We start from the raw sequence: 14852 nt of genomic DNA, 5'->3' as shown, positions 1-14852 counted from the left end.
TCGCAATCCACACCGAACCCGGAGGCCCTCCCTCATTCCAAGATCATCCGACTACGTGTCGGACCGTTCGCAACCTCGCTGGGCAATACAGCTAGCTGATCTTCGCGCGGTGTTTCAAGAACAACTCGTGCCTCAGGTGATCGTCCTGTCCCACGAACCCCTTGAACGATCCCAGCCGGTATGCCGTCGCGCTGGAACCGTTACGGACCTCAACTGCGAAATCTCTGCTGAGAGCGCTGATTGAACGCTCCAGCTCGTAAGACTCCAGGGGCCTGCCGACGGCCTTCTCGAGCTGGCGCTGAGTCATGAACTCACCGCTGGCCCGCAGAACGCGGTAAATCGGATCCTGATCGGCGTTGACGTCTCGCTCCTGCCGCTTGCCCGACTTCTTCAGTGCCCGGTGGATCGAGGTCCCGATCGCCTGTGCAACCGGAGGCGGGAATGCGTTGCCGATTTGCCGGTACCGCGAAGTCTTACGGCCTTCGAAGACCCACTCGTCCGTGTCCTGCCAGCCTTGAACACGAGCCACCATCTCGCACGTGAGTTTGGGTCCCACCTTGAACACATCGCCAGGCGCTGGTGGCTCATCGGCAACACCCATCGCGTCGACGCCGAGCTCAGCCCACGCTCGCTTGGCCCTCGTCGGCCCGAGATCTGCCCCGCCGTGCTTCTTCGAACCGCCGACGATGGTCGGGCCGATGCCGTTCGCAAGGCGAGCCCAGTCGTCCGCGCCTTCCCAGCCTCGTGACGCCATCAGATCCTTCAACACCGCTCCGACCGTCGGCGTGGAGCTCTGAGCCTTCGGCCAGGCGAAGTAAGGGGCGTACTGGTCCTGCAGTGCGACGAGGACGAACCTCGGCCTGAGCTGAGGCACTCCGAACTCGGAGGCGTGGAGCAGCCGCCACTCGGCGACATAGCCCATCTGCCCCAGCCGGTCGAGCACGTGCTGCCGGTAGCCGGCGAACCGGGGCATGCTCAAACCCCTGACGTTCTCCAGCATCAACGCCTGCGGCCTGACCACCTCGCACAGTTCGACCGCCCACGCGAAGAGGTCACGTTCGTCGTTCGCGCCGAGCTGCTTGCCCGCGATGCTGAACGGAGGGCACGGCACTCCACCAGCAAGCAGGGGAACCCCGAGGTGCTCCATCGGGTTCCACACGTTGAGGTCCGCCACATCGCCGGTGGCCACCTCGGCATGCGGAAGATTTCTCCGGAGCGTGGCCGAGGCGTTCACGTCGAGCTCGACGGCGAGCCGGTGCTTGAAGCCCGCCTTCTCAAGGCCGAGCGCCTGGCCTCCGGCGCCGGCGCAGATCTCTACGACTTCGAGCTTCTGCACAGCAACTTCTCCCGGCGGCAAGCAAGATCGTGTGATTGACGTGGTGCAGTATCGTCCATCGGTGTTCCGAGTTCCCCACTGGCCGTCCGCCCAGGTGACCTCTGATGTCTGATAAGAGCAAGAAGGCGGAAGCCCGGCAGCGTGCCCACGCCGCCGGCCTCTACCCGGCACCGCTGAACGAAGGCCGCTCCCGCAACATGAGCGCGAACCGGCGCGCGGAGACGAAGCCCGAGATCGCGTTGCGAAAGGCACTGTTCAAGCTCGGGTACCGCTATCGGAAGGACCACCTGCTCCGGCTCGGCGACGGGATGCGCGTCAAACCGGACATCGTCTTCACCGCGCGCAAGGTCGCGATCTTCGTGGACGGTTGCTTCTGGCACGTCTGCCCGGAGCACGGCCGGCAGCCCACCACCAACGAGTGGTACTGGACCCCCAAGCTCCGCCGCAACATGGAACGCGACGAATCTGTGAACACGGCGCTGAACGCCGCAGGATGGCGTGTCCTGCGTTTCTGGGAGCACGAGCAGGTGCCGGACGCTGTCGGCGCTGTCGTGGCCGCCCTGGAGCAGACCGAACATGAGTTCGACCCTACCTCCGGGGACCGACACTTTTCGACTAACCAGCCACAGACGCGCGGAAGCTAAACCGCATCACGCTTTCGCGGGACGACAGGCGCCTCGAACACGGGATCCGAAGCAGTCGCGACGACCCAGCGCCGTCCTTCGATCTCCGCGGCCGGCCTCGTACTGCCCTCTGGCGCGGGCACCACCCGTGCCGCGACAAACTCGCCCTTGTGCGGCACCGGAAGCCCGAGAGCACGCGCCACCGCCGGGTCGTTGTCTTGATGCCCTAGCACCAGGATCCCTTCTGGACGCAGGTAGGTCCGAGCCCCGCCATAACCTCGCGCGCGCTTCATGGGGTCGTCCTGCTGCGCGACTGTGGCTAGGACCGTGCGGCTGACCAGCACGCCCTGCAACTCGCGGAACAACTGGTTGACCCGCGCTTGTCCGTGCTGGCTTCCCTTCTTCGCCATCGCGCTGAAGACCCGGCTACGCGCTGCCGCGTCCATGTGCAGCAACAGGTTCTTCCTCAACTCACCCCGGTGCGGCCACAGTGGAACCACTGCTGACCTGCCCTTGGAGTTCAACTTCCGCTTGTTGTCCCTGTTCGCCGCCATCAACTGATCCGCGTGAACTCTGACCAGCCCTGCGGACCACGCGCTTTCCGCGTCACTGGCCCACACGACCAGACAGATGTGATTCCAGGACTCAGGCGGGAGCATCCATTCCCCCCAAGACCTGGAGAACTTGCAGTCGACCTCGACACCAGCGATTTGGTAGTCGGTGTCAACACCGTCACCGAAGCCGAACTCACGATGCAGGTTGATCTCCACCAACGTGCCCATGTGAGTTTTCTCGGTCTTGTGGAGCTGGTTGTAGTCCCACCGCCCGGTCCGCTGACCGTCGTACAGCTGGTCGTAGGTTGCCCGAAGAACGGCAGCGAATCTCGCTCCATCAGGATCGAGCGTGCACAACTCCCATCGCACGAGCTCCAGTTCCGCGTCTGAGACAGCAGGGACGTCAGTCACGATCCATCCACTTCCACAACTCCAGTCATGGTCCTTGAGCGAACATGCCGGTCCGCGCCTACGCGTTCACCGGCTCAGTTGAACAAATCAGCCGTCACCGCTTTCCTGGCCTCATCCGGCAAGCGCCGGTACGAGTTCCAGGCACGCTCCAGAGCGGTCGAACCACGCCTCCCGCGATTCATCCAGCGCAGCAACCTCGCGCGATCGGCCTGGTCAAGCCCCTTGATGGCCTCCAGCACGTCATCGGCCCTGACCGGAACACCGTCGGAGCCCGCCCGGCACCGCTTGCACTCGGTGGTCAGGAGAATCTCCTGCTCGCCATCCGGCATGACCACCTCCAGCCTCGTCACCGAAAGCACGGCGGGCTGGTTCGAGTCGTCCAAATATTCCTCGCCACCAGAAATACCGCAGCTGGTGCACATGTAGCTGTCACGCGCCAGGACCGCCTTCTTCTCCTTGGCGGAAACAGCCTTCTGCGGCGCGGCGGCGCGGCGTGCAACTGGATCCCAGACCGGAACTCCGGCCTTCATGAACCGCTGGTCGCCTGCCGTGAGTGTGGCGTCTTCGGCGTTCGTGAGTATCACCCAGCCGTAATCGCGCAGGTCACGAATGCGGCGGTCAGCCTGGGCCACACCGGGAAAGACCTCGCGAAGCTGCCCTTTGGTGAACCTGTTCCCCTCGCCGACCTGCTGCAACAGCCATAGAGCACCCTTGACCATGGTGCCTGCCTTGAACGACGGATCGTTCCACTCCGGGATCGCCAACTCTCACTCCGTTCTCGCTGCGCTTCACCGATTGTGGATCAACAAGCGCAACATTGTCAGTGGTTCCTGCGATGATCCGGGCAGAGCAAGATCGGACAGTCCAGCTGGAGGCCACTGCATGTCCCGCAAGTTCGGCGTTCCACCCCAAGGCGAGCAGAACCGTTCCATCGTGGAGGAGCGGCTCGCACAAGCACTGCTGGAGAAGGGCGCCAAGGTCACCGTGGATTGGCGCGGCGAGCAGAAGCACCTCGACGTCATCTCCATGCCGGTGGAGTTGCTGTACTTCAACCCGGACACGCACAGGATCAGGGCCCAGCGCACGCTCGACCCGGCGAAGGACAAGGCGCTCGACGAAAACCCCTGGAGCGACGAGAGCCAAGACTACCTGCGCCATCTGCTCACCCGGAGGCCGTCGAACCCCACTCAGCTGGACCCCGATTACACCGCGCTGACCGAAGAACTGGACAACTTCGGGCAGAAGGAGCCGGGGATCATCACCAGGGAGGGCATCCTGGTCGACGGCAACACCCGGCGAGCAGCGCTCCTGGAACTCGGCGTCAAGGACATCAGGGTCGGCGTCCTGCCCACGGACACCTCCCGCAGTGACGTCAACCGCGTGGAACTCGCCCTCCAGTTGCGGCGGGACAAACGGCGCGAGTACTCGTACATCAACCGGCTCATGGCGATCGAGGAGCAGTTGGCCGAAGGTCGTCGCGAGGACGACGTCGCGACCGAGTTCAACATCAAGATCCCGACACTTCGCAAGGACAGGTGGGTCTACGAGCTCATCAGTGACGCGATCGAACGGAGCATGACGGCCAGCGGTGCGGCACTGAAGCTGGTCGACTTCGAAGACCAGCAGGAAAAGCTTCGCGAACTGCACCGCGATTACGAGAAGCTGGCGGCGACGAATCCGGATGCAGCCGCACAGCTCAAAGAGTCCCGGCTCGCCATGGTCGTGCTGAACTACCCGAAAACGTCCTTGCGACTGGCCGAGGCGGACTTCCACCAGCGCTACCTGAGCTCGCGGTTGCCAGCAGAGCTCAAGCCAGCGATCCAGGAAACCGCCAGCGTGAGCATCCCCGGCCTGCCTGGTGTCACAGTCCCCGATGCCACGAGCGAGGCGAAGACCACTCGCGAGCTGACGAACCTGCTGCTCCGGGCGAAAGCAACCGCGCAAGCGGGCGAAAAGGTCTCCGCCGCTGAGGTGTCGGAGGCGGACAAGCTGATGAAGTCCGCGTGTGCTGTCTTCGACAAGGCGGTGGATCTCGCCGGGCAGAACGCGAGGCTGCTGAAGCGGCAGGTGGCGGTCTCGGAGCGCCTGACGGACGCAGCGGACTACGTCAACCAGTGCGTGGCCGAGTTCGCTGAGGCGAAGGCCAAACACGCCCTGGACGAGGACGCGTTCGACGACGCGTTGCTGACCTTGCGTGCCAGCCTGGCGAGTCTCGCGAAGCAAGCAGGCCGCACGTTCACCGCTCCCGGCGACGGTGTGGCGTGGCTGCTCGAAGCTTCCAAGGAACAGTGATGACCGGGATGACCGGTCCGAGCCTGATGATCGGGTTCGGTGACGACGTGGCGACGGCGCGCCTGCGCGCCGGCGACGGGCACGAAGCGGATCTGCGGCGGCTCGCACTCCGTTTGCGCAGTGGCGTGCAACGTTCAGCGAGCACGATGGACGTTGACATCGACGACCTGCTCACCAACCTCGTCGCCCTGTCCAGCTGGCCCCAGCCGACTAGTGTTTCCTGGGATCCGCAGCTGGCCGCACTCGCCACGGACTCCGCCGTGGACGCGCAGACGGTCGAAGCCCGGCTGATTCCGGACACGCCGTCCGCGGCGGAGGTCTCCGTTGACGACATCGACGGGCTGACTGGTCCGGCCTGGATCGGCGACCTGACATCGTTCCAGCGCAGAGACATCGCGAAGCTCTTGTCCTTGCGCCACGGCGCGAACTTCTCCGTGCCCGGTGCGGGCAAGACCCGTGTCGCCCTCGCCGTGTTCCAAGCTTTACGCCGCACGAAAGGCATCGAGCGTCTCCTCATCGTCGGACCGAAGTCCTGCTACGAGGCGTGGCAGGAGGAGAACAAGATCTGCTTCAGCACGCCTCTGCGTGTCGACGTGTTCTCCAGAGAGGCTGATCCCTCCGCAGAGGCTCTCATCGTCAACTACGAAAGGCTCGCGCCTGCGGTCAACGAACTCGGCCAGTGGCTCACTGCCCGGCCTTCGCTGCTCGTGCTGGACGAAGCCCACCGGATGAAGCTCGGCGCTAATGGCACCTACGGTTCGGCATGCTTGGCACTCGGGCCACGAGCACGTCATCGCCTCATCCTGACGGGTACCCCCGCACCCAACGGGGTGAAGGATCTCGAGAACCTCTTCGGTTTCGTCTGGCCGGGACACGGCAGGCAGAAGGTGATCCAGGCGGTGGCAGGGGGTGATCTGCCGAAAGCCAGCCAGGTGCTGCGTCCGCTGTTCACCCGGACGACCAAGTCCGACCTCAATCTCACTCCACCGCAGACGAAAATGGTCCCGGTTCCGATGCCGCCGCTGCATCGAGAGGTCTACGAGGCGCTGTGTGGCCGGTTTTCCGCCCGTGCGGCTGGCGCGGAAGAAGACTTCGCCGCGCTGGGCAAGATCGTTGTTTACATGCTCATGGCCGCGACAAGCCCCGCGCTGCTCTCAGTTGGCACAACCCGGTACGAACCTCTTGCCTTTCAGGTGCCGCCTCTCGCCATCCCAACCGGCACTCCACTGTTCAAGCTGATGCGGGATCTTCCTGCCTACGAGTTGTCTCCCAAATATCAGGAGACCCTCGCCATCGTCGCCACGAACGCGGCAGCCGGCAAGAAAACGCTCGTCTGGTCCACGTTCATCCGGAGCCTCAACACGCTTCAACGTCTGCTGAGCGCGTTCAACCCCGCGATGGTGCACGGTGGCACAGAAGATCGCGAAGACCAGATCGCCCGGTTCCGCAACGACCCGGACTGCATGGTGCTGCTATCGAATCCGGCCACTCTCGGTGAGGGAATCAGCTTGCATCACCACTGCCATGACGCCGTGTACGTGGACCGCGACTTTGCGGCAGGACGTTTTCTGCAGAGCCTCGACCGCATTCACAGGCTCGGACTACCGCGCGAGACGGAAACCAGGATCACGGTGCTGGTGACCGAGGCCAGCATCGACGAGATCGTCGCTGCCCGACTTGGAGACAAGCTGGAGTTCATGGGCCGGATACTCGATGACCCGGCCGTCCACGAACTCGCGGACCTCGACGAGGAGCCCTCCGTGGGGGGCGGCCTCGATCCGCGAGACATCCAAGCGCTGCTGGGACATCTCCGTGGCCATTCCGTCTGACCGAATCCTGCGCGCGGCCGTTCGCTGGCTGGAACTGCTTCCCCATTCTGCCCCAGCTCGCTGCCGCGCGCTTTTCGCAACCCACACCGGCTACAGCGACATCACACCGGCACAGTACGAACTGGCGTACGTCTGGCTGAGAGAATCAGGATTGCTGAGGCCCTCGGAGTCTTCTCGCCCTGCTGCACTCAGGGTCTTCTCAGCAGCAATAAGCAGAAGTGCCGCCGCCTGGTTCGCCGACGCCGACATCTTGATCCGAGAACCGTCCGAGGTGCCAGAAGACGCGCTGCGGGCTGCCGATCTCCTCGGATTCTCCGCCGCAGAGGCGCACGGCGAGATCATCGCGTTGTGGGGAAAGGTGGACCTTGAACGCCGTCAGCAAGTTGGTGCCGCCGGAGAACTCGCGCTCGTCGAGCTCTTGAACGGCTGCGTCCCAGACCGCGTTGACCATGTCGCCGCCGCTTCGGACGGCTACGGCTACGACATCGCTGTCCGCACGAACCCGCTGGCCTTGCACCTCGAGGTGAAGTCAACGCTGCGCCGGGGGCGACTAACCCTTCACCTGTCGAGGCACGAATTCGAGACGATGCGACGGGATTCGCAGTGGTCTCTCGTGGCGGTCCGCCTGACCCCCGAGCTGATCCCGGCATCGATCGCCACCGTTCCAAGGAACTGGATCTCAGCGAACGCCCCGATGGACCGCACCTCCTCAGGGCTATGGGAGTCGTGCCGGCTGGAAGTGCCACCGGAAGTACTGAAACCCGGCATTCCCGCGCTTGCGGGAGCGCTGGCAGACGACTGCCCCTCCTTGCTCACCGGGGCAATCCGCTGGCCAGGATGAACCACCGCGACTGATTGGAACCGATGCGGCCTACTACTTCGCCTGGGGCAGTTTGACCTTCTTCTTCGAGCCCGGCGACGAAGGCGGCGGCACCACGGGCCCGATGTCCCCGTCCGGCGCCTCGTCCAGATCCACGATCACCGGCGCGTGATCGCTGGGCCCGGTGCCCTTGCGCGCGTGCCGGTCGATCCACGCGGCCTTGGCCCGCGGCGCGACGGAGTCGGACGCGAGGATCAGGTCGATGCGCATGCCGAGGTCGCGGTGGAACATGCCGGCCCGGTAGTCCCAGTAGCTGAAGATGCGCTCGGTGGGCCACCGGTCGCGCACGACGTCGTGGAACCCCAACGCTTCGATGGCCTGCAATGCGGCGCGTTCGGGTTCGGTGACGTGGGTCGAGCCGATGTAGGCCTCGGGGTCGAACAGGTCCGCGTCGGTCGGGGCGATGTTGATGTCGCCGCACACCAGGGCGTCCGAAGGGCCTGCCTCCAGCACGTCGCGCAGTGCTGCCAACCACTCCAGCTTGTACTTGTAGTGGTCCGACTCCGGCTCACGGCCGTTCGGCACGTACAGCGAGTGGACGCGCACGCCGCCGCACGTTGCGGCAACGGCGCGTGCCTCGACGTGTGGGAACCCTGGTGCGCCGGCTACGCCTACCGCCACGTCGTCCAGGCCTACGCGAGAGAGGATGGCGACGCCGTTCCACTGGGTTTCGCCGAACAGGGCGAACTCGTAGCCGCGCTCCTTGAGGGCGTCTCCGAGCAACGCGGTGAAGGCGTCGTCGGCCAGTTTGGTCTCCTGCAGGCACACGACGTCCGGCTGCCGCTGGTCCAGCCACGGCAGCAGGCGGGGTACGCGTTGCTTGACGGAGTTCACGTTCCAGGTCGCCACTCGCACGCGCTCCACGGTAGTCAACGCGGCTAGAGCCCGCATGGAGCTAGACGCGCGCGGGTGAGCGCAAACCGCGTGCTGCTACCCACGCGACGATGGGCAGCACTACGAGAGACAGCAGGCCCCACTGGAGGTTCCACACGCCTGCGGTGGCACCGACGACCGGAGAGCCCAGGCCGCCGATGCTGACCGCGAGGCCGAGCGTGACGCCGCCGGCGGTGCCGAGGCGGTTGGGCAGGTAGTCCTGGCCGAGGGTGACGTGGAGCGAGAACGGCACGTACAGCGCCACGGCCGTGAGCGCGACCATCAGGTACACGGCGGGACCAGGCACCAACGCGACTCCAGCGACCGCGGGCACCGCGACCGCATAAGACACCCGGAGGACACGGACGCGCCCGAATCGTCCGGCCAGCACGCCGCCGAGCAACGTGCTCGCGGCACCGGCTCCGAACAGCACGACCAGCGCCGCCGCTCCGGCCGCCGGGCCGCCGCCGACGCGGCCGGTCACCCAGATCGCGAGGAACGTGCCGAGCCTGAACGTCACCATGGAACGCGCGACGATCACCACCGTCAGCCTGCTGAACTGGCCCCAGTCGTCCCGGCCGGCCGAAGCCTGGCCCGTGGCTGCAGCGCCGTGCACCCCGCGCAGCGCCGCCGTCGTCAACGCGCCTCCCACCAGCGCGGGAACCGCGAGCAACGGACTCCAGGCGAGCCCGCCGAACGCCAGGACCGGTGTGACGAGCACGGGTCCCAGGGCGAACCCGACGTTGCCGCCCACCGCGAACCAGCTCGTGCCGACGTGGCTGTCCTGCGCGACGCGACGCGCGAGACGGGCGGCTTCGGGGTGGTACGCGGCGACACCGAGGCCCGACAAGGCGATCGCGAGCCAGGTCACCAGGTACGAGTCGCTCAGCCCGGACAGCCCGATGCCCACGCCGGCGAGAACCGGACCCCTGGCAGGCGTTCGCCGGCTACCTGGACGACCTCTACGCGTTGCAGGCGGAGGACCGAGACCTCAACGACGTCCTGGCCCGCGACCTGCCGAACGCCCCCGAGGTGGTCTCGGCCTGTCACCGCGGGGCCGGCCACGCGGGAATCCTGATCGACCGCGCCCTGGCGGCGGGTGTGCTGCGCGCCGACTACTCGATCACCGACCTGGCCACACTGACGAGGGCGATGGCCCAGGTGATCCGCGACTCTCCCAGCGAGTGGCGGCGCTTCCTGCCGATCTACGTCGAAGGCCTGCGCGCGCAGAGGAGCCGAACGCGGGTGGGGCCCCGGACATGTCCAGTCCAGGGCCCCGGTTTGCCGCCCATTTGCGCACACCAGCGACGTTTAAGAGTCGGATCAATCCTTAGGTCGCCGCGCTCTTCCGTTGAGCTACGGCCGCACGGGCAGAGCGGCCAGCAGGATTCGAACCTGCACCTCGGCGAGTCTTGTCCGGTCTCGAGTGATCTGGCGTTCGGCGGAAATGCTGATTCTGGAGCGAGAGTCTGAGCTTGATCCCGGCTTGCCTCTACCGATTGGGCTACCCCGGCGCGATGTGCCGGGAGGAGGATTCGAACCTCCACTGGTGACCGAGTGGTTCAGGCTGACGTTTCAGTTTCAGCTTTCACGCTCCCTTGTGGGAGCGCATCCCCCGCGCTCCAGCGGGGGAGACTGTGGACGCTATCGGAAGAGGTAGTCGAAGACGACCTCGCCGACGCGCTGGTCGGTGATCTCCAGGCCGTTGGCTTCCTCGCGAGCGAACTTCACCGCCTGCTGGAGCTTCTCGACCCGGTCGACGAGCTCGTTGACCCGCCGGGCGGGCAGCGCACCGGAGAACTTCACCGTGGTCCAGTACCCCACCGGGATGTCCTCGTAGTACACCTCGACCTGAGCCGGGTGCTTCTCCGTGGCCTCGGCCTTGACGTGGTTGCGCGGCACCTTCTTGGTGCGGATGGTCCGGACCTGCTCGGTCCGCCAGTAGTCGGCGGACTCGTCGAAGTTCCAGTCCTCGGCCGCGTCCAGCAGGGGCAGCTTCTTCACGAAGGTGTGCAGGTCGGTCAGCTGCTTCTCGAGGAACAGCAGGTACGACACGGGCACGTCGGGCAGCAACGTCCGCCCGTCGACCACCACGTCGGCCTTCGCGACGCAGTTGGCCCAGTCCTTGGTCGCCGTGACGTCGAAGAGCCGGGTCATCACGGCGGCGGTCTTCCGCAGCACGTCCTCGGCCTTGAGCTGCACACGGGTCGACTCCGGCGGCAGCACCTCGCCGTCCTCGTCCTTCGGCTGGTACGTCCGGGAGATGCCGGCCAGCAGCGCGGGCTTCTGCAACCCGTGGTGCGCGTCCGTGAGATCCCGGAGCGTGCCGCCCTTGACACTCTTCTCCACTGCGATGATCTGGTTCAGCTTCGTCATGCCGCACCCCCCTTGGTCTCGCGCACCCTACGCACCGGAAAGCCGTGTCCGCACGCGATTTGACCTAGTGGAGACGGCTTCGGCCCAACGAAGTTCGCCGGCGATGAAACTCTTCACACGCCACCGGCGATAGGCCAGCAAGGACGTGCCCTGCTCCGAAAGGTCCGCAACCATGAGTCTTCCTCGTCGCGCAGGCGGCACGTGGTACTTCGTCGTGGTGATCGCGACTGCCGGCCTCTTCGCCGCTGTGCCCTTCGCACACGCCGAGCACCGCCTGCGGCGACCGGCGCTCTGGTGGTGGACCGCGCTTTACGCGGCGGCCTCGGTCGTGTTGATGATCATCATGCCGTCCTCGCAGGACCAGCCCGCGGCATCCACCGCAGACGTGCGCAGCACGATCGGCGGCGTCGTCGCCATCGCGCTCATCGTGGCGGCATGCATCCAGCTCAGCGGCATCCGGCGAGAGGTCTACGGCCTTCCCGGCCCCGTCCGGCCGGTGCAGCCCTGGGCCGCGGACCCCGCTGTCGCCGCGGCATTGGCGCTGCGGTCCAGGAGAGAAGAAGCTCGCGCGCTCGTCGCACGTGATCCGGCACTGGCACGCGACCTCCGGATCGGCCGGCCGGATCTGCCGCGGCAGTACGACGACGGCGGTCTGGTGGACATCAACACCGCACCGGCCTCCGTCATCGCGCACTGCTGTGGTCTCGACGACCGCGCGGCCAGGCAGATCGAGCGTGCCCGCAGCCAGCACTCGCTGCCTTTTCAGTCGGTCGACGAGCTGCTCGTCTTCGCCGAGCTGGACGTCAGCGCGTGGGACCTGATCCGCGAACGCGCGGTCGTCTGTTCGTGAAGAAAGCACGCTGAGTCGAGCAGTTCGCACCACGACCGGTTTGGTGGGGAAGGTGGGGCTCGAACCCACGACCTGACGGATTATGAGTCCGCTGCTCTAACCAACTGAGCTACTTCCCCCTCGCAGCCGCGGCGCCCCCTGCCCGCTAACACCGCGTGGTGGAGGATACCGATCAGCCCGAACGGGCCTTGCACGCCCCCGTGGCGAGCGACACATAGGGTGGACGCGTGCGTTTGACCCTCCGCGACTTCACCCCGGCGGACGAGCCGGCGGTGCTGGCGCTGTTCGCCGACTGCGACGACTGGTTCCAGGCCGCCACGGGGCATCCGTCCGGGCCCGGTGACGTGCAGAGTCTCTTCTACGCGTTGCCCGAGGGGGCCGCGTTCGAGCAGAAGCACCTCCTGGTCGCGCAGGCTCAGGGCATGATCGGGTTCGTGGACCTCGTTGTCGGCCACCCCGCGCGGGGTGAGGCGAGCATCGGGTTCTTCCTGGTGCCGAGGGATCTGCGCCGGTGGGGCATCGGCAGGGAGATGGCGAAGGCCCTCGCCGAGCGCTTTCCGGACGTCACGCGCGTGCACGTGCGGCTCGACGACTTCAAGCCCGGCAACGAGTTCCTGAAGGCGATGGGCTTCGTGTTCAACGGTCAGCGGGCCGTGCTGGAGATCGCGCCCAGGTCCGACGGCCGGTAGCCGCGCGGGTAGCCCGGGTAGGTGCGGTTGCGGGTGCTGGTGAGCTTCAGCGCCTTGCGCACCGGCATCCGGCGCACGACGAAAGCCCTCAGCCGCAACGCATGCCGTCCCAGGGCGCCCACCCACGACGGCGGCGCTGTGAACCCGAATGCGCGCACCATCGCCGGGTCCAGCATCGCGACCACGGCCCGTGCGACCACCGGACGCGCGACGGACGGGTACCACGAGCAGAACAGGTCCAGCGTGTACTGGCCGATGCGGCGGTTCGACGGCGCGAAGACGAAGTGCTCCTGCTCGTAGGCCGTCTTGATGGCCAGGAACTCGTCGTAGCCGGCCGGGATGTCCCTGATGCCCATGCGGGCGCCGACCGCGCGGTAGAAGTGGAACCCGGCCAGTTCCTCGTTGCGGGTCAGCGGACGCCAGCCGTAGCGGTGCAGCCAGTCGATCGGGTCGTAGATGAACGTCGACAGCACGTAGAGCATGTCGTCGTTCGAGATCTCGTAACGGCCGTGCTGGCGGTTGACGACGCGTAGTGCCTCACGGCCGCGTGGGGAGTCGTAGCCGTGCTCCACCAGTTCGGCCATCAGGACGGCCGTGTCGTCGTAGCGCTTCTGCGGGCGCCGTTCGAACTCCCCGGTGCGTTCCAGCAGGCCCGAGATCGTCGGGACGCAGTACGTGCGGAACAACGCCATTTCGAGGGACTTCTGGTAGTCCCACGGGAACTCCAGGCCGGCGGAGATGCGCATGATCTCCTCGTGCTCGGTCACGGGGTCGAGCACGGAGATGCGGCGGAGGTTCGCGAAGCGGGCGGCCATTCGTCCAAGCTGGCTCAAGGCCCGGCAAAGCACTAGGCCCCAGTCGGATGACTGGGGCCTAGTGGCTAAGCTCCCCCAACTGGACTCGAACCAGTAACCCTGCGATTAACAGTCGCATGCTCTGCCAATTGAGCTATGGGGGAATGTTCGGTTGTTCTAGCCCGTCAGGCTTGGTTCCTCCTGACAGTGGGTAACTCTACATGAGTCGCGAAAGGGGTTTTGCAAGGACCCCCCACTTGGCGGCAACATAGGCCATGACCAGGCACGATGCGAGAGGAGACGCCACATGAAGGGCATCTTGGTAGGTGCGGCGATCGGCTACGTGCTCGGCGCGAAGGCCGGACGGGAGCGTTACGACCAGATCGTGCGCCTCTGGCACCGCTTCACCGCCAACCCGACGGTGCGCAAGACGGCGGCCCAAGCCAAGGACAAGGCGTTCGAAGCCGCAGTTCAGGCGAAGGATCTGGCCACGGACGCCGCGGAAAAGGCAGCTGAGAAGGCTCCGTGGCGCCACCACGAGGAGACCAACGGCAAGATCTCCACTCCTCCGATGACGCCCCGGAAGTGACGAGCTTCACACCTGGGCGACCACGAAGATCCGCCTGAAGGGGAACCAAGTGGTGCCGTCGGCTCGCTGCGGGTACGCCTCACGCAGCCGCGGCGCCAGTTCCGCCACATAGGCGTCCCAGTCCGTTGAGGACAGTGCCGCGCGCACGGGCCGCAAAGCCGTGCCGCTCACCCATTCGAGCACCGGGTCCGGACCGGAGAGCCGCTGCACGTACGTGGTCTCCCAGACGTCCGCGACGGCGCAGTCGCCGAGCAGGCCGGCGTACTCGACAGGGTCCAGAACCGGCTTCTCACCACGGAAGACGTGCGCCAGGCCCTCCCCAGCCACCTCGCGGATCAGGCGGTGCGAAGCGTCCGCGTAGTTGCCGGGGACCTGGAACGCGAGCCACGCGCCGGTCGGCAGTGCGGCGACCCACTTCGACACGATCGAGGGATGTGACGGGACCCACTGGAGGACCGCGTTCGACACCACGACATCGGTGTCCGGCAACGGTTCCCACGTGGTCACGTCGTCCACGCGAGCGTCGACCCCGGCCGCACGCGCCGCCTCGACCATCTCCGGAGACGAGTCGAACGCCTCGACCACCGCGGAAGGCCACCGCGCGGACAGCGACGAGGTCAGGTTGCCGGGCCCGCAGCCCACGTCGACGACGCGACGAGGCTCCACAGCGCGCACGCGCCCCACGAGTTCGTAGAACGGCCTCGCCCGGTGATCGGCGAAGGCCAAGTACTGCGCCGGATCCCACATGCGACTAAC

Annotated in this window: 14 protein-coding genes, 2 tRNA genes and 2 pseudogenes; 8 read left to right on the top strand and 10 right to left on the bottom strand. The window is 66.1% G+C overall.

Features of this window, described 5'->3' with window-relative positions:
- Window positions 1-91 precede the first annotated feature (91 nt).
- Window positions 92-1336, bottom strand: a complete 1245-nt coding sequence (gene dcm / locus AB0M48_RS42725; RefSeq protein WP_363854186.1) for a DNA (cytosine-5-)-methyltransferase — start codon at window positions 1334-1336, stop codon at window positions 92-94.
- Window positions 1337-1440: 104 nt separating this feature from the next.
- Between dcm and AB0M48_RS42720 the strand changes: the two genes are divergently transcribed.
- The gene (locus AB0M48_RS42720) at window positions 1441-1980 is read left to right on the top strand and encodes a very short patch repair endonuclease (protein WP_363854183.1); all 540 of its coding nucleotides are present in this window, start codon (window positions 1441-1443) and stop codon (window positions 1978-1980) included.
- Here AB0M48_RS42720 and AB0M48_RS42715 read toward each other — a convergent pair.
- The gene (locus AB0M48_RS42715) at window positions 1977-2924 is read right to left on the bottom strand and encodes a NaeI family type II restriction endonuclease (protein ID WP_363854180.1); all 948 of its coding nucleotides are present in this window, start codon (window positions 2922-2924) and stop codon (window positions 1977-1979) included. The two genes, AB0M48_RS42720 and AB0M48_RS42715, sit on opposite strands and share 4 nt — an antisense overlap.
- A 74-nt stretch (window positions 2925-2998) precedes the next feature.
- Window positions 2999-3619, bottom strand: a complete 621-nt coding sequence (locus AB0M48_RS42710) for a hypothetical protein (RefSeq protein WP_363854177.1) — start codon at window positions 3617-3619, stop codon at window positions 2999-3001.
- Here AB0M48_RS42710 and AB0M48_RS42705 point away from each other — a divergent pair.
- The 3 genes from AB0M48_RS42705 to AB0M48_RS42695 are packed head-to-tail and all read left to right on the top strand — an operon-like array spanning window position 3588 to window position 7886.
- Complete coding sequence (locus AB0M48_RS42705; protein ID WP_363854174.1) at window positions 3588-5216, top strand: transcriptional regulator; 1629 nt, start codon at window positions 3588-3590, stop codon at window positions 5214-5216. The genes AB0M48_RS42710 and AB0M48_RS42705 overlap by 32 nt on opposite strands.
- The gene (locus tag AB0M48_RS42700) at window positions 5216-7045 is read left to right on the top strand and encodes a DEAD/DEAH box helicase (protein WP_363854171.1); all 1830 of its coding nucleotides are present in this window, start codon (window positions 5216-5218) and stop codon (window positions 7043-7045) included. The genes AB0M48_RS42705 and AB0M48_RS42700 overlap by 1 nt, the downstream gene beginning before the upstream one ends.
- The gene (locus AB0M48_RS42695) at window positions 7029-7886 is read left to right on the top strand and encodes a DUF3883 domain-containing protein (RefSeq protein WP_363854168.1); all 858 of its coding nucleotides are present in this window, start codon (window positions 7029-7031) and stop codon (window positions 7884-7886) included. The genes AB0M48_RS42700 and AB0M48_RS42695 overlap by 17 nt, the downstream gene beginning before the upstream one ends.
- Before the next feature lie 33 nt (window positions 7887-7919).
- Here AB0M48_RS42695 and AB0M48_RS42690 read toward each other — a convergent pair whose 3' ends face one another.
- Both AB0M48_RS42690 and AB0M48_RS42685 read right to left on the bottom strand, forming a co-directional pair.
- Window positions 7920-8789, bottom strand: a complete 870-nt coding sequence (locus AB0M48_RS42690) for an exodeoxyribonuclease III (protein WP_363854165.1) — start codon at window positions 8787-8789, stop codon at window positions 7920-7922.
- Window positions 8790-8820: 31 nt separating this feature from the next.
- Window positions 8821-9714 (bottom strand): annotated as a pseudogene (locus tag AB0M48_RS42685) (MFS transporter); the annotation flags it as partial.
- A gap of 20 nt (window positions 9715-9734) precedes the next feature.
- Here AB0M48_RS42685 and AB0M48_RS42680 point away from each other — a divergent pair.
- Window positions 9735-10271 (top strand): annotated as a pseudogene (locus AB0M48_RS42680) (hypothetical protein); the annotation flags it as partial.
- Between the two features lie 171 nt (window positions 10272-10442).
- Here AB0M48_RS42680 and AB0M48_RS42675 read toward each other — a convergent pair.
- Entirely contained in the window at window positions 10443-11174 is a 732-nt protein-coding gene (locus AB0M48_RS42675; protein ID WP_363854162.1) for a hypothetical protein, read from the bottom strand.
- Window positions 11175-11346: 172 nt separating this feature from the next.
- Here AB0M48_RS42675 and AB0M48_RS42670 point away from each other — a divergent pair, with 172 nt between their 5' ends.
- On the top strand, window positions 11347-12024 hold the full coding sequence (locus AB0M48_RS42670; RefSeq protein WP_363854159.1) for a helix-hairpin-helix domain-containing protein: 678 nt from the start codon (window positions 11347-11349) through the stop codon (window positions 12022-12024).
- Between the two features lie 41 nt (window positions 12025-12065).
- Here the strand turns inward: AB0M48_RS42670 and AB0M48_RS42665 are convergent.
- A tRNA-Ile gene (locus AB0M48_RS42665) sits at window positions 12066-12143 on the bottom strand.
- A gap of 108 nt (window positions 12144-12251) precedes the next feature.
- Here AB0M48_RS42665 and AB0M48_RS42660 point away from each other — a divergent pair.
- Window positions 12252-12713, top strand: a complete 462-nt coding sequence (locus AB0M48_RS42660; RefSeq protein WP_363854155.1) for a GNAT family N-acetyltransferase — start codon at window positions 12252-12254, stop codon at window positions 12711-12713.
- Here AB0M48_RS42660 and AB0M48_RS42655 read toward each other — a convergent pair.
- Both AB0M48_RS42655 and AB0M48_RS42650 read right to left on the bottom strand, forming a co-directional pair.
- The gene (locus tag AB0M48_RS42655) at window positions 12668-13528 is read right to left on the bottom strand and encodes an oxygenase MpaB family protein (RefSeq protein WP_363854152.1); all 861 of its coding nucleotides are present in this window, start codon (window positions 13526-13528) and stop codon (window positions 12668-12670) included. The two genes, AB0M48_RS42660 and AB0M48_RS42655, sit on opposite strands and share 46 nt — an antisense overlap.
- Window positions 13529-13598: 70 nt before the next feature.
- Window positions 13599-13671, bottom strand: a tRNA-Asn gene (locus AB0M48_RS42650).
- 143 nt (window positions 13672-13814) lie between these two features.
- On the opposite strand from AB0M48_RS42650, the gene AB0M48_RS42645 reads away from it, so the two are divergent.
- On the top strand, window positions 13815-14096 hold the full coding sequence (locus tag AB0M48_RS42645; RefSeq protein ID WP_363854149.1) for a hypothetical protein: 282 nt from the start codon (window positions 13815-13817) through the stop codon (window positions 14094-14096).
- A 6-nt stretch (window positions 14097-14102) separates the two neighbouring features.
- Here the strand turns inward: AB0M48_RS42645 and AB0M48_RS42640 are convergent, their stop codons facing one another.
- Entirely contained in the window at window positions 14103-14843 is a 741-nt protein-coding gene (locus tag AB0M48_RS42640) for a trans-aconitate 2-methyltransferase (RefSeq protein WP_363854146.1), read from the bottom strand.
- Between the last annotated feature and the right edge of the window lie 9 nt (window positions 14844-14852).

This window comes from Lentzea sp. NPDC051208 (assembly GCF_040682435.1).
In the GTDB taxonomy this organism is placed as follows: domain Bacteria; phylum Actinomycetota; class Actinomycetes; order Mycobacteriales; family Pseudonocardiaceae; genus Lentzea; species Lentzea kristufekii.
This window is presented reverse-complemented; position numbering and strand designations above follow the sequence as displayed.